Consider the following 19,932-nt stretch of genomic DNA (forward strand, 5'->3'; position numbering starts at 1 on the left):
AAAAGTAAAGCAAAGATATGTTTTACTTTTTATTTAGTTTAATTAAAATTTATATTCGATCATGAATGTTCCTCTCAATCCAAGAGCATTGGTGAAATCACTGTCTCTTGCTGTCCACCATGAAATGGCAGGCTGGTACACTTTGTTGAAAAGGTTTTCAATCCCTAATGATACCCTCCAGTTGTTGTTAACCTCATAACTTGATTTGAAATTAAAAACGGTATACTCCGGAACATATCCTTCACCGTACGCATACAATCCTGTTTTCGCATTGGGCTCAAATCTGTTTTGCTGGAAAGAATGAAGCATATCAAGACCAATCGATAGAGTAGGGATAGGTCTTGCCTGTACATACGCCAGAACTTTAGGCGCAGAAATTCTGCTGTTATTGATTTTCGCTGAATAATCACCGTCATCTTTTACAGAAGTAATACCTTCCATCCAGCTGTAGCTTCCCCCAAACTGAATCCATTTTGCAGGGGTGAAGTGTAAAAATCCTTCCACTCCGTATACAATTTCAGGTGATCTCTGAATCATCAGTGCTCTGTCCGGGCTCTGCACAAATGATGCTCCTAGTTTTGAAGTACTCACATAAGAAGTCAGTTCATAATTAAGCCAGCTGGAAAGCTGTCCTGTTGCTCCCAATTCATAATTGTTAACGATAATAGGTTTCGTTTCCAGACTCTTAATCGTTTCAGAAGTTGAGGTTCTCAGGATTCTTCCTAGTTCATTGATGGAGTAGGCTTGAGAGAAGCTTCCGAAAAGGTTGATATAAGGCTCAATATTATAACGGACACCGATATTTCCTACCAATGCATTATAGCTTAATTTCCCACCGGTTACAGGAATACTTTGGGTGAAAGTTCCGTCACTTTTAAGCGTAGAAAGCGTATTGAAGTCATCTACATTCACTTTGATATTTTCGTAGCGAAGACCTCCTTTGATGGTAAATTTTTTGAAAAGATCAATTTTTGCCAATACGAAAGGGGCAATATTGGTCATACTCATATCGGGAGTCCAGAAACGTCCGTCTTCAAGCTTCTGTACGGTCTCATCATTCAGAATATCAGCTCCGTAGATAATTTCTCCTTGTGAATTCGGGGAATTCCATAGCTGGGTATCCAAATTAAATCTTGCTCCCTTTTTCTGGGAAATAACATTGGATTGCCCTCCATTAAAAAAAGTATCGCTATATCCGTAAACGGTTTTAAAATCCTGATAATAAAGATTGATATTTAAAGAAGTTCCTGCAAACAGGTTCTTATTATCATAGCTCACTCTGATATTGTGGTTTTTCGGAGTTCCCTGAGGAGTTGTTTCCAATCCTTTTCCTATTCCCTCACCAGAGGTGGGAGTGATGCTGTATTTTCCTGTTTTTAATCCCACATTCAGGTCTGATCTTGAAGAATAGCCAATGTAGGAAGCTTCAATTCTTTGATTCTCGTTAATATCATACCCGATTTTAAGCAATCCATTGTAGTTGTCCATTTTGGCAATGCTGTAGGTAGGGCTGATCAAAACACCGTCTCCGTCTTTTGTATATCCCGTTCTTTCGTAGGCTAATGAAAGGGTATAGTCCAATTTGTTGATTTTTCCGGATAAAAGCTGGCTGGCTCTTACTCCTAAAGTACCACCGTAAGGCTGGCCTGTAAAACCAATCTGTGAAGTTCCGGAGATTTTTTTATCTGTTTTGTTTCTTTTCGTAATATAATTGATGATCCCTCCATCTGCTCCGTTACCATAGATGGAAGAAGCTCCTTTGATAACTTCAATTCTTTCGATGGCTGAAGGGTCTATTGTTCTTAAATCTCTTGCTCCGTTACGAAGCGGGGTAGATTGTGGAATCCCATCAATCAAAACCAACACCTGGCGCCCTCTTAAAGTCTGTCCCGAATTGGAAGTCTGCCCGGAATTTGTTCCTAAACTGGGAACCGTATACTGCAAAATGCTCGTAATATCTGAGTTAACAGTCAGCTGAGACTGGATCTGTTTTTCTCCTACCACTGTAATAGAGCTTGGAACCTCTTTTATGTTTTCCTTTTTTCTGGAGGCAGTCATGACAACCTCGTCTACATTTTTGGTTTGTAAACTATCTTTTACCTGAGCAAGAACGGTAGTAGTTCCTAAGCAGGCAGCTGATAAAAGTGCTTTTTTCATTATATTTTCTTTCCTTTTTTCTTTCTTTTCCCCCACCAGACCAGGAATCCGGTTACAGGGAGTGATGTACACGTGAGGCCTGCCATAAACCAGATGATTTTTCCAATGATTCCGAAGTAGGATCCGGTATGAATATCATAATTGGCATTGGAGTATTTCTCGGCAGTACTGAGATTGTGATGAGGTTTGTTGGCTAGTAGTTTTCCGGAGTATTTATCAAATGTCAGGAGATTTCTTTCGCTGTATCTTCCATCCAGTCCGTATACCGTTACAGGAAGGTTTTTCAGTTCTTTTCCTTTTTTATTCTTTCCGTTTAAATTAATTCTGAAGCTGGATGATTTTGCATACAGTTTTTCAGTCTGTACTGCGGCCAGATCAAAAACAGCTTCATTCTTTGTCATCAGGGAGTCCGGAGATTTTCTTTCTTTTTCTTTTGGAAGTTCCCATGAACCGGATAATGCAAAAGTAAAAGTGTTTTTTACATAGGGATAAGCAAAATAGAGCCCTGTAACACTTAAAAGAAGGGCAATAAATGATGCATAAAAGCCCAGGATATTATGAAGATCATAATTTTTACGTTTCCAGTTTTTTACATTTTCCCAATTGAACCAGAAACGTCCTTTTCTGGCGTTTTTATTTTTAGGCCACCATAAAATAATTCCTGTAATCAGCATGATGACAAAAAGAACAGTTGGGATTCCTACAGTGTATGGTCCCCATTCTGAGTTGAGTAGAAGTCCCCAGTGGATATATTTCAGGATGTTGAATACATCATACTTCTCATTGTAGACCGCAAGGATTTCTCCGGTATACTGATTGACATAGGCCAGCTTGTTGATGTGTACCTGCTGAAAATAATTCCATCCTTTTTTGCTTTTGTCGTAGTATTCAAACTGATAGGATTTTGTTTTATCTAAAGGAATTTCTACAGCGCTTACAGGATACTTTTCATTAAGCTCCAGCGACACTTTTTCACGAAGCAGATGAATCGGCAAAGGCTTTTCCCCGATTTCCTCTTTTTTCAGATAAATAGCTTCTTTACGTAAACTATTCTGTATTTCGTCCTTAAAAATATATAAAGTCCCCGAAAGAGAGACTATAAATACAATAATACCAACAGATAAACCAAACCACAGATGCAGTTTGGCAGACCATTTTTTTGTTGAAGAAGTCTTCTTTTTATGGTGATGCTTTTTCATAGCAAAAAGTTAACCCCGTGAGGGGCTAACCTTTGATTTTTAAAATTTATATCCTATTGATACCCTCCAGTTACGCGGAGCATTGTAGATCCATGCATATTCTCCTCCGTCTCCTCTGTATCCACTGTAAAGCTTTCTGTTAAGAACGTTATTCAGCATAAAGTTAACATCGAATTTTTTAGCAACATAAGAAACCCCGAAATTGGTATCAAAATAATCCGGAAGACTTTGATCTTTTGTGGCACTCACTCCAAACCAGGATTGTCTTCCTCCCTGATACTGATACCCTGCAGAAATTCCGAAACCTTTCATAAGGCCGTTTTCAAACCTGTAGCTTACCCAAGTATTTTGTACATTTTTTGCATTTCCAGGAGACTGGATTCCAATTCTTGTAGGATCTGTGTCTTTGATGGTTTTTGCATCTGTATAAGCATAGTTGATAATAAGGTTCAGCCCTTTGATGATCTCTCCTTTGATATCAGTTTCAAAACCTCTTGCTCTTTGTTCTCCGGTAGGAACTTGAAAAGCTACACCACCGTTTTCATTTGAATTTCCGGCAACAAGAATATTTTGTCTTCTGATTTCGTACACAGCAAAAGTCGTATTCCATTTTCCACCGAACCAGTCTTTCTTCAACCCAAATTCAATATTCTGACCTCTGAAAGGGTCTGTAATCTTAGTTTGGTTAATCCCAGTTCCCGACTGTGGTGTAAAAGTTTTGTCATAGATACCATACGCCGAGAAATCTTCATTAATAGAGTAGCTTACTCCCACTCTTGGTGTAAACTCTCCTGCTGTATCAGGTACAATAGGAGTTCCAGGGCTCAGGTTAGGATATGCCGAATAAGTTTTACCGCTTGTGTATCTTCCCGCTAATGTTATTCTTAGCTTATTGTTAAACATTTCAATCTGATCCTGAGCATAATAAGAAGTGTATTTTACTCCCTGGTCATTATAAAATGGAGCAGAAGTGTTTAAGGTATAAAAATCTGAGGAAGGAAGTTTTGAAGGATCTACACCATACTGAACATTATAAATATCAATAGGGAATGGCCCTCCTGCAAAAGATGAGAAATCTGCCTTGTATTTTCTGTCTCCGTAATCAAATCCTGCAATTATTTTATGAACAATGTTTCCGGTATTTAATGTTCCTCTAACATAGGTCTGGAAAATATGGTTTTTTCCTTTGGCCTGCCAGTTACTTAATGTTCTGTTTAAAATATTTTTATTGGCTGAATCAAAAGTTCCCCACCATGAACCTCCGTCGTAATTCAGGTCCATATAAGCATATTGTGTACTCCAAACCCAGTCTTTGAAAAGCTTCTGATCTAAGCTTAAGAATAAACTCTGATCTTTTACTTCCGTTTTTTTGAAGTTAGGGTCATTAAAGTTGGTATGTACATTCAGCGAAGCATATCCGTCATTAGACATCAGATAAGCTCCCGGCTGATTGAATTTTAAATACTGATAGTTGTATTGAGCGGTGAATGTAGTGGTCTTTGTAGGTCTGAAAGTAATGGAAGGAGCAACAATAATTTTGCTTGTTTTATCATTTTCAACCCATGAATTATTAGAGCTACCCATTAAATTAATACGGTAGTCTAAAACACCATCTTTTACAAGAACCCCGTCTAGATCAGCTTCTCCTCTGAAAAGATTATAGCTTCCCGTAGTGAAACGTACACTGTTGGCAAACTTTCCGGTAGGCTTTTTAGTTACCACATTATAAAACCCGGCTGGATCTCCCATAGAACCCATAAATCCGGCAGGACCTTTTACAAACTCTATTCTGTCTATGATAGAGGCATCAGGATTAATTGGACCCCACGTAGATGAAACATTCATTCCGTTCATGAAGGTAGCAATACTGGCTCCTCTCATGAATACATTAGAATATACATTATCCCAGTGTTCTACTTTTCTTGCCCCACTTACGTTACGGACAATTCCTTCAGACATGTTCAATGTAAGCTGATCAGCAAGAACCTGAGAACTTATAGACTGTACATTTTGAGGAAGCTCAAGAATAGGAGTCTGGATTCTTAGTGAACCTGAAACCTCATTCAGCTTATACTTCTGATAATATCTTCCGTTAACAATTACTTCTTCAATATCATTGGATTTGATGGTGTCTTTTTTTTCCTGTGCAAAACTTAGCATTGAAGTCAGTAATGCAGCTCCTATTGTTATTCTTTTCATTGTTTATAAAGTCCTTAATGTGTGTATCAGTAATGTACGTATCGTACTTAAAATTTATATGTTAGTGTTCCTACAGCGTTGATCAGCCTTTGTGGGTTTGCTGTGGTATATCCGATCCAATAATGCTGATTGGTAAAGTTGTCTACCTTAACACCAATTCTGAATTTTTTTGCATCATAATAAGCGCTGGCATTTAAGACAACATAGGATGGTAAAGAAAATACTCCATCTGCAGAATTGTAAATTTTATTTTCGCTCGCATAGTTTCCTCCAAGCCCAAATCCAAGCCCCTTAAGCCTTCCGTCAAGGAATTGATAGCTTGCATATAGGTTAGCCAGATAAGGAGAGCCTGATGTGTTAGGTCTTCTGTCTGCCACGGAAGGATCCGCTTTTGTATATTTTGAATCATTGTAACTAAATCCGGCAATTGCTGTGAAACCTTTCACCAGATAAGCGTTAATCTCAAGCTCAACACCTTTACTTACAATAGTACCGTCCTGGATCTGAGCCTGCGGGTTAGAGGCAAGCTGTAGATTTCTTAAAACATCTTTTACTTTAATATTGTAATAGCTGAATGTAGAAGATACTTTTCCGTTAAAAAGGCTTGTTTTGATTCCTCCTTCCATCTGGTTAGCCTGTTCAGGAAGTGGTGTTCTTGTAATCCCCGACCCATCAACAAAATATGAAAGGTTTTTAAAACTATTCTGATAGTTTCCAAATATAGAAACCTTGTCTTTAATAAGTTCATACACGATGCCTAGTTTTGGTGAAAAGAAGGTCTGATTTAGCCTTTTACTTTCTTCAGAGCTGGCAGCACCTGTAACACCCGGTTTATTTGTAAAGTTGTCTACCCTTAATGCCATTAAAACATTAAGATTATTAGTGATATTCAATACGTTTGAAAGATATACCGCGTAGTTTTCCTGAATTCCTTTTATGATGTATGGGTTTTCATTTCCCGCCATAGCATCATATCTTTCCTGTAGTGCAGTACCGTTGAAATTTGTATAGTTAAAGCCGGGTTGGTGTAAAGGAACAGGAATTGAGTTTCCTTGTGGATCTCTATCAAACCCATTGACATCGTAGAAGTTTTGATTGTTATTTACTCTCAAATAATCAAACCCTAATACAACTCTGTTTCTCAGATTTCCAATGCGGAAATCACCATTAAAGTTTTGTTGGAAATTAAGAGACTTTTTTCTGCTGTCTCTTGTAGACTGATCACTTCTGTACATACTATCTGCACTATCCCCCATAAAATAGAGGTAAGGCATAAATCCATTTGAGTAGCTGGAAGACGTACTGAAATTGGTAGAAGAAGTAATAGAATTTGAAATTTTATAATTTATCTGTCCAAAAAAGTTGATACTTCTTCCTGTATTAGTAAGATCTTTTCCCAAATAGGAATTTTTATAATCGAGATTAAGATCTTTGATATTGTTTACTTTTTGCAGATAGCTTCCGGAATAGAAGAAAAAGGTTTGATCACTCATATTCTTCATCTGGAAAAGTTCCATATCCAAATTAATGCTTAAACGATCGGTAGGCTTGTAACTTAAGCTGGGAGCTATTGCAAGGTTTCTTCTGAATCCTTCTGTCTGGAAAGTTCCCTCATTGGTATAAGCAGAATTTAAACGGAATAATAATTTTTTATCCTGAGTAAGCGGAGTATTAATGTCTACTGCCGCTCTGTAGGTGTCATAACTACCCCCAGCCAAAGAGATATTTCCTCCAAATGATTCATATGGTTTTTTTGTCACCCTGTTTATTACCCCTCCATAACTTGACAATAAGCTTCCGAATAGAGTTCCTGATGGGCCTTTAAGAACCTCCATTTTTTCAAGGTTTATGGCATCAATTGTACCTGTTACTGCCCCAAGAACTCCGTTTCTTAAAGAATTTGCAGATACAAAACCTCTTAAACTTACATAGGCGCCACCGTCTCCCGCTCTTCCGTTTGAAGTCCACATGGGCTGTAAGCCGGTAATGTTTTTAAACGCATCGTCTACCGTATAAATTCCTTGATTTTCTAAGATATTCTTATCAACACTTGAATAAACTTGTGGATTTTCAATAGCCTTTAGCGGCATTTTGTTTGAATATTCACTGTCTTTTTTAATATACGTGTTTATAAGTAATACTTCATCAATGCTTTTGGCGTTAATAGAATCCTTCTGTTGAGCAAAGGTCACTACCGATCCCAGCACAGAAGCACAGATTAGTATATTTTTCATGAAAGTCAAATTTTTTGCAAATATATTATTTTTAACTGTTCTAAATAAATAATATAATTGATATTTATCATAAAATTATTATATACTGAATAACAAAAAACCGCTATGGTCAATGCCATAACGGTTTTTAGATAATATTATTAAATTTTTCTTAAGCTGGAATTTCTCCTTTGTATAAGAAAGAAATAATTTCTTTGTTGAGTTTGTCGATCATTTCGCTGAATAAGTGGAAAGATTCCTGCTTATAAATTACCAATGGATCTTTCTGCTCGTAAACAGCTCCTTGTGAAGATCTTCTTAAGTCATCCATCTCACGAAGGTGAAGCTTCCAGTTTTCATCAATGATTGATAAAGTAATGTTCTTTTCGAAATCGTTCACTAAACTTTCACACTGAGTATCATAAGCCTCTTTAAGATCAGCTACAATAGTCATTGTTTTGTGTCCGTCTGTGAAAGGAACCTGGATCATTTTGAACATTGAACCTTGGTTTTGGTAAACATTCTCAATGATTGGGAAAGATTTTTCTTTCAGTAAGTTCAGCTTCATTGCGTAATCTTCCTGAGCGGCCTTGAATAAGATATTGGTCAGATCCGGAACGGTTTTATTATTAAAATCATTTTGAGAAACCGGAGATTCCATTGTAAATGTTTTAATGATCTCATATTCAAAATCCTTATAACTTCCAGAAGCTTTTCCTTTCGCAACGATAGAATTAGCAACATCAAAAATCATATTCGTAATGTCATATTTCAGGTGATCTCCGAATAGAGCATTCTTTCTTCTCTTGTAGATTACGTCACGTTGTTTATTCATTACGTCATCATACTCAAGAAGTCTCTTTCTGGTTCCGAAGTTATTTTCTTCTACTTTCTTCTGAGCTCTTTCAATAGACTTGCTGATCATAGAGTGCTGAATTACTTCCCCTTCTTTATGACCCATTCTGTCCATCATTTTAGCGATTCTTTCAGAACCGAACAAACGCATCAGGTTATCTTCAAGAGATACATAGAACTGAGAACTTCCAGGATCTCCCTGACGTCCCGCTCTACCTCTAAGCTGTCTGTCAACACGTCTTGAATCGTGTCTTTCGGTACCGATAATTGCTAAACCTCCGGCTTCTTTTACTTCTTTAGAAAGCTTAATATCCGTACCACGACCTGCCATATTGGTTGCAATAGTTACAACTCCCGGCTGTCCTGCACCTGCTACGATCTCTGCTTCTTTCTTGTGAAGCTTCGCATTCAATACTTGGTGTGGAATTTTTCTTAACTGAAGTGCCTTTGATAATAATTGAGAAATTTCAACAGAAGTTGTACCTACCAAGACAGGTCTTCTTGCTGCTGTTAGTTTTTCAATTTCTTCAATTACGGCATTATATTTTTCTCTGTTAGTTTTGAAAACTAAGTCCTGTTTGTCATTTCTTAAAATTGGACGGTTTGTTGGGATAACTACTACATCTAGTTTGTAGATTTCCCAAAGCTCACCGGCTTCAGTTTCAGCAGTACCCGTCATCCCCGCAAGTTTGTTGTACATACGGAAATAGTTCTGAAGCGTAACCGTTGCAAAAGTTTGAGTCGCTGCCTCAATTTTTACATTCTCTTTGGCTTCGATCGCTTGGTGAAGGCCGTCAGAATAACGTCTTCCTTCCATGATACGACCTGTCTGCTCGTCAACGATTTTTACTTCACCATCAATTACTACATATTCATCATCTTTTTCAAATAATGTATATGCTTTCAGTAGCTGGCTCATTGTGTGAACACGCTCAGATTTTTCGGCAAAGTCTGCAAAAAGTCTTTCTTTAGCTTCAAATTCCTCTTCTTTAGAAAGGTTTTTAGCTTCTACTTCTGCAATTTCAGTCCCGATATCAGGAAGAACGAAGAAATTGGCATCAGAGTTTCCTTGAGACATGTATTCAACACCTTTGTCTGTAAGATCTACCTGATTGTTTTTCTCTTCAATAACGAAGTAAAGATCTTTATCTACAATCGGCATATCACGGTTGTTATCCTGCATATATTGCGCTTCAACTTTCTGAAGCAATGCTCTGTTTCCGCTTTCCGATAAGAATTTGATTAATTGTCTGTTTTTTGGAAGACCTCTGTACGCCTGAAGCAATTTGAATCCTCCTTCTTTAGTATTTCCTGCAGCGATTAATTTTTTCGCTTCGTTGAAAATAGCAGAAACGGTTTTCTTTTGTACTTCAACAATTCTGTCAATAGAAGGTTTAAGAACATCAAACTCCTGTCTGTCTCCCTGAGGAACCGGACCGGAAATGATCAATGGAGTTCTTGCATCATCTACCAATACAGAGTCAACTTCATCCACGATAGCAAAGTTCAATTCTCTTTGTACCAGTTCTGAAGGTGAAGTCACCATATTATCTCTCAGGTAATCGAAACCGAACTCATTGTTCGTTCCGTAAGTAATATCTGAGTTGTATGCTTTTCTTCTTCCGTCTGAGTTCGGTTGGTGGTTATCGATACAGTCGATAGACATTCCATGGAACTGGTAAAGAGGACCCATCCATGCGGAGTCTCTTTTTGCAAGATAGTCGTTCACGGTTACAACGTGTACTCCTCTTTCCGGAAGTGAATTTAAGTAAATAGGTAATGTTCCTACCAAAGTTTTACCTTCACCGGTTGCCATCTCGGCAATTTTACCACTGTGAAGAATAACCCCTCCGATAAACTGAACATCATAGTGGACCATATCCCAAACTACTGGAGTTCCGGCAGCGTCCCATGAGTTTTTCCAAACAGCTGTGTCTCCCTGAATGCTCACGAAATCTTTTCCTGCATCAGCCAGTTCTCTGTCCCAGTCACTTGCCGTTACACGGATCTCTCCATTCTGTGCCCATCTTCTTGCCGTTTCTTTGATCAATGCAAAAGCTTCGGGAAGAACCTGAACAAGAACTTTCTCTTCAATTTCGTATGATTCCTTCTTTAGAGACTCAATTTTTGAAAAAAGAGCTTCTTTTTCGTCAACATTGGTTGAATTTTTTATCTGCTCTTTTATCTGTTCTATTTGAGCTGTGATCTTGCTGGTTGCAGATTTTATATTCTCTTTAAACTCAGCAGTCTTTTGTCTCAAACCATCATCCGACAATTGTTGAATGTTAGGTTCTACAGCCTTGATTTTTGTTACAACTTTTTTTACTTCTTTTAGGTCCTGCGCTTTTTTGTCTCCCAAAAACCCTTTAAGAACTTTGTTTAAAAAACTCATAAATTTTTTGCTTTATGCTTAATGCAAAATGCTTTAAGCGTTTTAAATAACACTTATCGTGTAGATTAATATATAAAAAGGGCAAAAAAGCTCTAAGCACGCAGCCTAAAGCTTATCGCTTTATTAATATTCGTCCTCGTTCCAAAGGAAATCCTCGTCAGTAGGATAGTCGCTCCATACTTCTTCGATAGATTCATAAATTTCTCCTTCGTCTTCGATTGCCTGAAGGTTTTCTACTACCTCCATAGGTGCACCAGTTCTGATTGCGTAGTCAATAAGCTCTGCTTTTGTCATTGGCCAAGGTGCGTCACTTAAATATGAAGCTAATTCTAATGTCCAGTACATAATTTTCTAATTTTTTGCAAAAGTATAAAAATAGGTTGTATAATAAACTTTTTTATACTTGATTTTCAATTCTTTTTATAATTTTTTCTTATCAATGGCTGTCACAAACTGAATGGCAGCTATGTCAGCAATTTACTTATTGTCGTTTTCTCAAAAACCATTCCACAAATTTTTTTATGCCATTTTGGAAGTCTGTGGCCGGTTTATACCCTATTAAATCCTTTGCTTTCGTAATATCGGCATTGGTTTTTGTGACATCTCCCGGCTGCATTGGCAGAATTTTTTTGATGGCAGTTTTTCCCAGTGCATTTTCTATAGTAGAAACCATCTCTGATAATGTGACCACCTGATTTTCTCCGAGATTAAGAATCTCATAAACCCCGGAATTGTGTTCCAGATAAACAATAGACTTGGTAATCCCATCAATAATGTCATCTATATAAGTATAGTCTCTGGCAGTACTCCCGTCACCATAGAAAGGAATTTCCTGATCCTCTGACATAAGCTTTACAAACTTATGTATGGCGAGATCTGGTCTCTGTCTTGGCCCATATACTGTGAAGAACCTAAGCTGGATCATATCTATATGGTATAGATTGTGGTAAACATGTCCTATGACTTCACCACTTTTTTTGGTAGCTGCATAAGGAGAAATAGGATTATCCACATTATCTGTTTCTGCAAAAGGAATCTTTTCATTGTTTCCATAAACACTTGATGAGGAGGCGCAAATAAATTTTTTAATATTGAAGTCCTTACACAGCTCCCAAAGATTCATTGTACCTCTTACATTCACTTCTTCATATTCTAAAGGCCGTTCAATAGAAGGGCGTACACCGGCAAGCGCAGCCAGATGAATCACCATATCGATGTGGTGGCTTTTAAAGATGTTTTCAAGGCCTTTTTTATCCCTGATGTCCTGCCAATAGAGGGAATATTGATCAGAACGGGTGAGAAGAGCCAAACGTTGGATATCTGTCTCTTTATCCGAGAATTCAAAATCCGAAATTTTGTCAATTGAATCTAAAGTATTTTTAATTTTTACCTGATAATTATAGAAATCATCAAAATTGTCAATGTTTATGACAGAATGTCCATTTCTTAATAATTTCTCTATTAGGTGGGAACCAATGAAGCCGCTTCCTCCGGTTACAAGATAAGTCATTTGTTGATTTTAATTGACAAATTTATTAATAAAACTTGAATGGTGTTTTTATACTTTTGTCAGAAAATATAAATCAATGATAAATCTTCAAAAGTTATTTGTACTTCCTAAAGAAGAAGATGAAGAATTTACATTCGGTGAGATAGAGGAAGGGATTTATTTCCGAGGCCACAATCTTTGGCTTTTGGTCATTTCCATGGGCATTGCCTGCGTTGGGTTAAATGTTAATAGCCCTGCTGCCGTAATCGGTGCGATGCTTATTTCTCCATTGATGGGGCCTATAGTAGGAATTGCATTTGGGTTTTCTATAGGAAACAGGAGGCTTATAAGGCTTGGAGTTTTTAACTGGCTCTTGATGATAGTGGTTGCCATTTGTTCTTCCACATTATATTTTCTGATCTCTCCGTTTCATTCGGAAACTTCACAGCTGGAAAGCTTTAAGACGGCTACTATTTTCGACTGCTTTTTAGCGCTGCTTGGAGGTCTGGCCTGGTTTCTGGGGATCGTAAGGAAAGAAGCTATCAAAGTTATTGCCGGGGTGGCGGTTTCTACAGCATGTATCCCTCCTCTGTGTACGGCAGGGTTTGGTATTGCCAATGGAAATTGGGAATATTTTTGGGGAGGCTTTTATTTTTATCTTATCAATTGTTTTTTTATAGCGGTAGGAACCTGGATATTAAGCCTCGTGCTGGGATATCAGAAATATTACAGAGAAAAAAACAGCAATAATCGTAAGGTCTCTGTGTGGATTAGCCTGCTTTCCGTTATTATTTTGATTCCAAGTATACTGCTTACTAAAAAGAAATGGGAAAAAGAAACATTGAAGGAAAGGGCAGAAAAATATATCAGAATTATAAAAGAGAGCCATCCTGAACTGGCTATCATTAATCATGAATCATTTAAAGAAAAGGGGCAGGATTTTTTAAAGATCACCCTTTTGAATGACAGTGTTACCATCAGTAAAAAAAGGCTGGATGAGCATAATGATTTAGTAAAGGATATCCATCTGATATGGCAGTATTCCCCTCAGTCAAAAAATATAAATGATCCGGAATTGCAAAAGCTTCAAAGCCAGATAAATGCTTTAAAAAAGGAATTAGACCAGGTGAAATTGCAAAATAAGATCAAATAAAATTTCTATATTTACTATACTTAAAAACATCATTATGCAGTTTCAAGGGCAAATTTTAAAAATGACAAGCTACGATGCTAAACCCATCCAATATTATCTCAATCTTTCAGGAGACCTGATCCATATGAATGAGTTGATTGGAAGGGAATTAAGTGTCAGGCATACTGGGTTTCAATGTGTGAACTGTGGTGAAAATAAGCCTGTTTACAGGATGGGATTCTGCAAAAGCTGCTTTTTTGAAAGTCCTTATGCAAGTGATACCATTATCCGTCCGGAGCTTTCTACAGCACATTTAGGAGTTGCTGAAAGAGATCTGGAGATTGAAAAACAAATTCAGCTTCAGCCACACACCGTGTATCTGGCTTATACCGGAGACGTAAAAGTAGGCGTAACAAGAAATACTCAGATTCCAACACGATGGATTGATCAGGGAGCAACTTTTGCATTACCCATAGCAAGAACCGAAAACCGCTATGAAGCAGGAATGATAGAAGTAGCACTGAAAGAACATTTAGCAGATAAAACCAATTGGAGAAAAATGCTTCAGGATGATTTTGAAGGAGAAATAGACCTTGCAGACTTCAGACAGAAAATCAAAGAATATTTCCCTGAAGATTTTCAGAAATTCTACAGAGAAGGAGAAGAGCTATGGGCGTTTGATTATCCTTTTGAAAAACCGGAAAAGGTTACTTCATTTACTTTAGATAAAAAACCTGAATTTACCGGAATACTTTCCGGAATCAAAGGACAGTATCTGGGATTTGAAGGAGGAAACTTCATCAATGTAAGAGGACATGAAGGATATGTAATTGATCTTGAAATCAGGAATTAATCGATGTAAAATAAAACTAAATCACAAAATATGAAAAAATGGGTTAAAAGACTATTGGTAAGTTTCGGAATCCTGGCAGGAATTCTTCTTGCTGCGAATTTCGGACTGAATATATGGCTTAAAACCCAACTTCCGGAGTATATAAAAAAGAATACCGATTATAAAGTTTCTTATAAAGCTCTGGATGTAGATTTAGGAACAGGAAATATCTTTGCTACAGGAATTTCTGTCAATAGTAAAAATCCTCAAAACATAGACGTTATTGGCCTTCAGGGAACTATTGACACCTTGAAAATAAGCCGGTTTGGAATTTATGATGCTGTTTTTAATAAAAGAATCAGCTCCTCGGATTTGTTGCTGGCAAAACCTAATTTAAATGTCATTCTCGCCAAACCTGTTGATCATAAAACTGGAAAAAAGAGAAACCCGTTTTTGTTTGAAAATATCAGGATCAATGAAGGGAAGATTGCTATTTTTAAACATACCAAACAGAAATTCTTATCTGTACAGCAACTTAATCTGTTTGTAGAAAACTTACAGATGACAGAAGAGTCGGTTGAAAATAAACTTCCCGTAGTTTTCGATCGATATAGTATTAAGGGAGAGAAATTCTTTTTCCGTCCGGATGAAACGTATGCCATTACCATTAATAAGATTAATACAAGTGATGGGCAGATGTCGGTTGAAAATTTCAGACTGACTCCGCTTCTTTCTTTTGTACAGTTTAAAAGGTTTTATCCTAAAAAGCCCCAATTATTTGAATTTAGCGTTCCAAAAATGGAATTCAAAGATGTGGTTTTGACAAAAAATAAAGTGTCACTTGCTAATGCAGACTTTCAAAATCCGGCTTTTACAGTATATAAAACAGGAATAAAAGCTGAAAAGAACGAAAAAAAATCAAATTTTGAAGTTGATTTAAAAAATATAAAACTGAATAATGCCGTAGTTCAGATCAACAAGCCTGACGGCAATACACTTTTGTCTGTTGGAAATCTTAACTTAAATATTAATCAGCTCAAGTTTGATAAGGAAAGCTCAGAACAGGTCATTCCTATTGGGTATAAAGATTTTCTGCTCTCAGGAAGAGATATAGTATATTCTAATCATCAGAATATTGCAATAAGAAGTCTTGCCCTGAAGCCAACAAATGGTGAAATTCTGGACATGGTACTGACACCAGGTTCTTCCTCAGTTGGAAAAACAACAATTAATTTAAAAACAGATCATATTGCTTTTAATATCAATAAGCTGAAATTCGCTGATAAAAAACTCAATCTGGATATTAAAGATATTCTTGTTGATAATGTAAACGGAACAGTCAAAGCAGGGGAGAAGAAGCAAGATAGGACTTCCGGGCCAGGGATCATACAGTCTGTTACTGTAGGGAAAATGTCTTTGAAAAATTCAAATATTACCTATGATAAGGGAAAAGAGCCATTGACTTTTCATGATTTAAATGCCACAATAAATAATATTGAATTATTACCCAAGCCCAATCAGCAGGGACTATCTTTAAGGGTTAAAGATTATTATCTCACCACCCGGAACTTTGATTACAGAACACAGTTCTATAATATGAGTTTAGGGTTGCTGAAGCTTAACAAAAATAAAGTTCAGATCAATAATTTTGCAATGAAACCTCTCGTTTCAAGAGCTCAGTTTATCAAAATGATTCCCGTTGAGAGAGATCTGTATGATATAAAAGCCGGACAAATCATCGCAGAAGGAGAGTGGGATCTGTTTTCTGATCATAAAATGGTGAATGCTTCCCGCGTTATGATCCAGTCTGCAGATGCCAATATTTTCAGAAGCAAAATTCCGAAAGACGATCCCAAAGTAAAAGCCTTGTATTCCAAAATGCTGCGTTCTATTAAAATTCCGATGACGATTAATAATCTCGATCTGAAAAACTCAGTATTGGTATACGAAGAAGATACTCCGGAAAGTATGGGACCCGGAAAACTGATCTTCAGTAACTTTAATATGAATGTCAGAAACCTGAATTCTGCTAAAATAAAAGGAAAGCCTACAAAAGTGGATATTAAAATCAACTGCTCTTTCATGAACCTCTCACCACTTTCCGTAAACTGGAACTTTGATGTTGCTGATCACAATGATAATTTTGGAATTTCAGGAAAAACTACCAGTCTTCCGGCTAGTGGTATTAACCCGTTTATCAGGCCTTACCTTCATGTGACAGCTACTGCAGGAACAATCCAGGAAATGCTCTTTAATTTTAAAGGAAATCCTGCCGGATTACACGGGGCTTTTAATCTTAAACATAAAGATCTGAAAATTGCCGTACTCAATAAGAATAATCATGAGAAAAAAGGACTTCTGACGGCTGTTGCGAACGTTTTTCTAAAATCAGATTCAGGGAGTTTCCCCGAGTCTGTTACCGTAGAAAATGTAGAACGCGATCCGACAAAATCTTTCTTTAATCTGTTTTGGAAAGGAATTGAGCAAGGATTGAAGAAAACCCTTATTGGTAGAAATGTAGAAAAGACAGAAAAAAAGGTAAAAGAGGCGGTTTCTTCTGTGAAAGAAATGAAACAGTCTGTAAAAGAAATAAAACAGGAGATCAAAAGTAAAAAAGAAGATCCCAAACCGGAAGCAGAAAAAAAAGAAAAGAAAGGCTTTCTGAATAATATTTTCAAGAAAAAGGAAAAATCTGAAGGATAATTCTTTAAACCATTAAGATTGACCCATTATTGATGATCATATAAAATAGATGTCTTTTTAATTTAAAACAACCTTAATGGTTTAAAAAATTAATATAAGATAGATTCAGTTAAAAGTTGAATTCGTCACTTTCCAGAATGGGAATATCTCTTAAAAACTTATCAAACTCTTCACCCGGATAATTACTATCTGCCCCGTATGAGTCTATGATCATTCCACGGTTTCCGGAACCATCTTTTACTACATACAGCACTGCGTTGTCATCAGGATTGCTGTCTCCTTCAAAACGATATGTTTTTAAAATCACCAATTCTGCAGGCTGATAAACTTTATCAGAATTTTCAAATTTCATTTCACATTTTTCGTTCATTCTGAATTCTCTGTGTATTCCTCTTTCAGAAAGCGTTTTCATGACTTCACTTAAGGTTGTCATTGCATCAAAATTCCCTGAATTTTCCATAATAATATTTTTCTTGTTAAGTACAATAATTAAACCATTGCAATCTTTAAATATAAGAAAAATAGTAGATTGTAATTTCCCTAAAAATAAAGTTGAATGTTAACAAAATTTATAATTTAAAAAAATAAAATAGGTATACTTTTTGCAATGCTAACAATATTAAATCAATGAAAATATGAAAAAAGAAGTTGGAGTTTTACTGGCAGGAGGAGTTGGTCTTTTGGCAGTATTAAGTTTAATCAGCATAAAAAAAATATTGACTAAAAAAGATAAAAAATATAGTGATTCCTATTCGGACTATCACAGACACTTTGATGATAAAAATCAAGAAGATGAAACTCATGGAGTAGAGTTTTACGCACTGAAGTAGTAAAAAAATATATTTAATTATGTTAAATCCAACGCTTTTGAAAGTGTTGGATTTTTTTGTGGAAAACTTTAATGTTAAAACTCATTATTTTATGCAAATTCCATTTTAATTTTACACAGGAATGCAAAACGAAAATTTCATAAAAGGTCAGGGTGCTCAGCGAAACGTTATTAATCGTTTCGACAGGTATACCTATGAACCTGAAGATGAAGATTTCGAAACAGTAAAAACCTCCTTCACTGAAGTTTTTCCCAAAACAATTGTTAACCAGGTGAAAAGCGAAGATCTTCCGATGGAATATTCCATGAATCCTTATCAGGGATGCGAACATGGCTGTTCTTATTGTTTTGCAAGACCTACGCACGAGTATTGGGGGTACAGTGCCGGGATTGATTTTGAAAGAAAGATCATGGTCAAAAAAAATGCTCCCGAATTACTGGAAAAATTTTTTCAAAAAAGAGGCTATAAAGCAGCCCCGATTCTGCTATCCGGAAATACAGACTGTTATCAGCCCGCCGAAAGACAATTTGAAATCACCCGAAAACTCCTGCAGGTTTGTCTTGATTACAGACATCCTGTCAATATTCTGACAAAAAATGCAATGGTATTAAGAGATCTTGATATTTTAAAACCCATGGCGGAGCAAAATCTTGTGTCAGTTTCTTTAAGTATTCCCACCATCAACGAAGAATTGAGGCGGAAGATGGAGCCCAGGACGAGTTCTGCAAAAAATAAATTAAAAGCCGTAGAAATTCTCTCCGGAAACAACATTCCCGTACATGTAATGGTTGCTCCCATCATTCCCGGACTCAACAGTGATGAACCTCTGAATATATTAAAAGCTATTTCCGAGGCAGGAGCTTCAGGATTTGGATATACTCTGGTAAGATTAAATGATACTGTTGAACCTGTTTTTGTTAATTGGATAGAAACTCATTTTCCGGACAGAGCGCAGAAAGTCTTAAATCTTATCCGTTCTATGCGGGGCGGAAAGCTTGGAGATAAAAGATATTTTGAAAGACAAAAGGGAGAGGGTAACATTGCTGAAATGATTCATACAACATTTAAAATCGGCAGAAAAAAGTTTTTTGACGGTAAGGAATTTCCAAAACTCTCAACAGCTAATTTTACCGGTGCCCGCGATCAGCAATTAAGATTGTTTGATTGATTAGGACCTCTGGAATAATCCTGCTATTATATATAGTATAGAAGGTGCTATTTTCAAGATGTTGTTCTCAATAAACTTTCCACGGCTCTTGCTTTCTGGACTTATCATATATATAGTATATAATATAAATCTTTTTCAGGAGCTTTTCCTGCTATCCATTCATACTCCTCGCGCCCGCGCTTTCCTACAGCCACCCCATCCCTTTCAAAGGCAAGCTGCGGGGTAACCATTACTATCGGGGCTAGGGGTGAGACGAATTACAAATTATGAGTTATGAATTATGAGTTGTGTGTTGCGAGTTCCGTGTTCTGGGGTTTGTATTATAAAAACAAGCTCATTATATTCAATAGAAATGATTCTATCCTTTTTTCATCAAAAGCTCTCCATGATCATCTGCACAAATCCGTGTCCTCTGCGGTTAAACCAATATTCATTCAATAGGAACGCGCTTTAGCCCGTTTTCATTAAGCATTCCCTCTTCCTATGGCTTTAGCCCAACTTACTTTTTATCCTATATAATATAATGTATCTTTCATTACCCATTACTCATTACTCATGATTCCCTCACGCTCAAACCCTCAAATTCTCCCACTCTCCGACCCATCGTGCATTCTTCCAAACAAATGTTTAAAATTTTTGTTCCTGCGTTCCAGCGGATTAGGGATTAATATTACGTAAAGGTAAAATTTATGTTAAATAAAGTTGTTTTGCGTTGTTATAAGTTGTTATCTTTGCCCCACTGAAAAACGAGAGAGATTCGGTA

At 36.7% G+C, this 19,932-nt stretch carries 13 protein-coding genes; 5 read left to right on the plus strand and 8 right to left on the minus strand.

What is annotated here, in order from left to right; all coding sequences use genetic code 11:
* Window positions 1-42: 42 nt before the first annotated feature.
* The 7 genes from FW781_RS20830 to FW781_RS20860 form a co-directional block, all read right to left on the minus strand.
* Entirely contained in the window at window positions 43-2,157 is a 2,115-nt protein-coding gene (locus FW781_RS20830) for a TonB-dependent receptor (RefSeq protein ID WP_149389184.1), read from the minus strand.
* Entirely contained in the window at window positions 2,157-3,356 is a 1,200-nt protein-coding gene (locus tag FW781_RS20835) for a PepSY-associated TM helix domain-containing protein (RefSeq protein WP_149389185.1), read from the minus strand. Before FW781_RS20835 ends, FW781_RS20830 begins: the two co-directional genes overlap by 1 nt.
* A 39-nt stretch (window positions 3,357-3,395) precedes the next feature.
* On the minus strand, window positions 3,396-5,555 hold the full coding sequence (locus tag FW781_RS20840; protein WP_149389186.1) for a TonB-dependent siderophore receptor: 2,160 nt from the start codon (window positions 5,553-5,555) through the stop codon (window positions 3,396-3,398).
* Window positions 5,556-5,602: 47 nt separating this feature from the next.
* The gene (locus tag FW781_RS20845) at window positions 5,603-7,789 is read right to left on the minus strand and encodes a TonB-dependent siderophore receptor (protein WP_149389187.1); all 2,187 of its coding nucleotides are present in this window, start codon (window positions 7,787-7,789) and stop codon (window positions 5,603-5,605) included.
* A gap of 151 nt (window positions 7,790-7,940) precedes the next feature.
* Window positions 7,941-11,015, minus strand: coding sequence for a preprotein translocase subunit SecA (gene secA / locus FW781_RS20850; RefSeq protein ID WP_149389188.1), 3,075 nt, complete (start codon window positions 11,013-11,015; stop codon window positions 7,941-7,943).
* Between the two features lie 123 nt (window positions 11,016-11,138).
* Complete coding sequence (locus FW781_RS20855; RefSeq protein WP_002662059.1) at window positions 11,139-11,360, minus strand: DUF2795 domain-containing protein; 222 nt, start codon at window positions 11,358-11,360, stop codon at window positions 11,139-11,141.
* Between the two features lie 136 nt (window positions 11,361-11,496).
* The gene (locus FW781_RS20860; RefSeq protein ID WP_149389189.1) at window positions 11,497-12,525 is read right to left on the minus strand and encodes a GDP-mannose 4,6-dehydratase; all 1,029 of its coding nucleotides are present in this window, start codon (window positions 12,523-12,525) and stop codon (window positions 11,497-11,499) included.
* 76 nt (window positions 12,526-12,601) lie between these two features.
* Here FW781_RS20860 and FW781_RS20865 point away from each other — a divergent pair, with 76 nt between their 5' ends.
* The 3 genes from FW781_RS20865 to FW781_RS20875 are packed head-to-tail and all read left to right on the plus strand — an operon-like array spanning window position 12,602 to window position 17,171.
* Window positions 12,602-13,657, plus strand: coding sequence for a DUF389 domain-containing protein (locus tag FW781_RS20865; protein ID WP_149389190.1), 1,056 nt, complete (start codon window positions 12,602-12,604; stop codon window positions 13,655-13,657).
* A gap of 34 nt (window positions 13,658-13,691) precedes the next feature.
* Window positions 13,692-14,489 carry a DUF2797 domain-containing protein gene (locus FW781_RS20870; RefSeq protein WP_149389191.1) on the plus strand — a complete coding sequence of 266 codons (798 nt, stop codon included), beginning with the start codon at window positions 13,692-13,694 and terminating at the stop codon, window positions 14,487-14,489.
* A gap of 30 nt (window positions 14,490-14,519) precedes the next feature.
* Window positions 14,520-17,171 (plus strand): hypothetical protein, encoded by a 2,652-nt coding sequence (locus FW781_RS20875; protein WP_149389192.1) that lies wholly within the window; start codon window positions 14,520-14,522, stop codon window positions 17,169-17,171.
* A 109-nt stretch (window positions 17,172-17,280) separates the two neighbouring features.
* On the opposite strand, the gene FW781_RS20880 is transcribed toward FW781_RS20875, so the two are convergent.
* Window positions 17,281-17,631: a hypothetical protein gene (locus tag FW781_RS20880; protein ID WP_149389193.1), complete on the minus strand. Its 351-nt coding sequence runs from the start codon at window positions 17,629-17,631 to the stop codon at window positions 17,281-17,283.
* A gap of 175 nt (window positions 17,632-17,806) precedes the next feature.
* Between FW781_RS20880 and FW781_RS20885 the strand changes: the two genes are divergently transcribed.
* Together FW781_RS20885 and FW781_RS20890 are read left to right on the plus strand one after the other, a co-directional pair.
* Window positions 17,807-18,001 (plus strand): hypothetical protein, encoded by a 195-nt coding sequence (locus FW781_RS20885; RefSeq protein ID WP_149389194.1) that lies wholly within the window; start codon window positions 17,807-17,809, stop codon window positions 17,999-18,001.
* Between the two features lie 121 nt (window positions 18,002-18,122).
* Window positions 18,123-19,169 (plus strand): PA0069 family radical SAM protein, encoded by a 1,047-nt coding sequence (locus tag FW781_RS20890; protein WP_149389195.1) that lies wholly within the window; start codon window positions 18,123-18,125, stop codon window positions 19,167-19,169.
* The last annotated feature ends 763 nt before the right edge of the window (window positions 19,170-19,932 follow it).

It is taken from the genome of Chryseobacterium panacisoli (genome assembly GCF_008274625.1).
Taxonomy (GTDB): Bacteria; Bacteroidota; Bacteroidia; order Flavobacteriales; family Weeksellaceae; genus Chryseobacterium; species Chryseobacterium panacisoli.

Coding starts and splice junctions, on each gene's coding strand:
- FW781_RS20830 (WP_149389184.1), bottom strand. CDS start 2,157: ATGAAAAAAGCACTTTTATCAGCTGCCTGCTTAGGAACTACTACCGTT.
- FW781_RS20835 (WP_149389185.1), bottom strand. CDS start 3,356: ATGAAAAAGCATCACCATAAAAAGAAGACTTCTTCAACAAAAAAATGG.
- FW781_RS20840 (WP_149389186.1), bottom strand. CDS start 5,555: ATGAAAAGAATAACAATAGGAGCTGCATTACTGACTTCAATGCTAAGT.
- FW781_RS20845 (WP_149389187.1), bottom strand. CDS start 7,789: ATGAAAAATATACTAATCTGTGCTTCTGTGCTGGGATCGGTAGTGACC.
- secA (WP_149389188.1), bottom strand. CDS start 11,015: ATGAGTTTTTTAAACAAAGTTCTTAAAGGGTTTTTGGGAGACAAAAAA.
- FW781_RS20855 (WP_002662059.1), bottom strand. CDS start 11,360: ATGTACTGGACATTAGAATTAGCTTCATATTTAAGTGACGCACCTTGG.
- FW781_RS20860 (WP_149389189.1), bottom strand. CDS start 12,525: ATGACTTATCTTGTAACCGGAGGAAGCGGCTTCATTGGTTCCCACCTA.
- FW781_RS20865 (WP_149389190.1), top strand. CDS start 12,602: ATGATAAATCTTCAAAAGTTATTTGTACTTCCTAAAGAAGAAGATGAA.
- FW781_RS20870 (WP_149389191.1), top strand. CDS start 13,692: ATGCAGTTTCAAGGGCAAATTTTAAAAATGACAAGCTACGATGCTAAA.
- FW781_RS20875 (WP_149389192.1), top strand. CDS start 14,520: ATGAAAAAATGGGTTAAAAGACTATTGGTAAGTTTCGGAATCCTGGCA.
- FW781_RS20880 (WP_149389193.1), bottom strand. CDS start 17,631: ATGGAAAATTCAGGGAATTTTGATGCAATGACAACCTTAAGTGAAGTC.
- FW781_RS20885 (WP_149389194.1), top strand. CDS start 17,807: ATGAAAAAAGAAGTTGGAGTTTTACTGGCAGGAGGAGTTGGTCTTTTG.
- FW781_RS20890 (WP_149389195.1), top strand. CDS start 18,123: ATGCAAAACGAAAATTTCATAAAAGGTCAGGGTGCTCAGCGAAACGTT.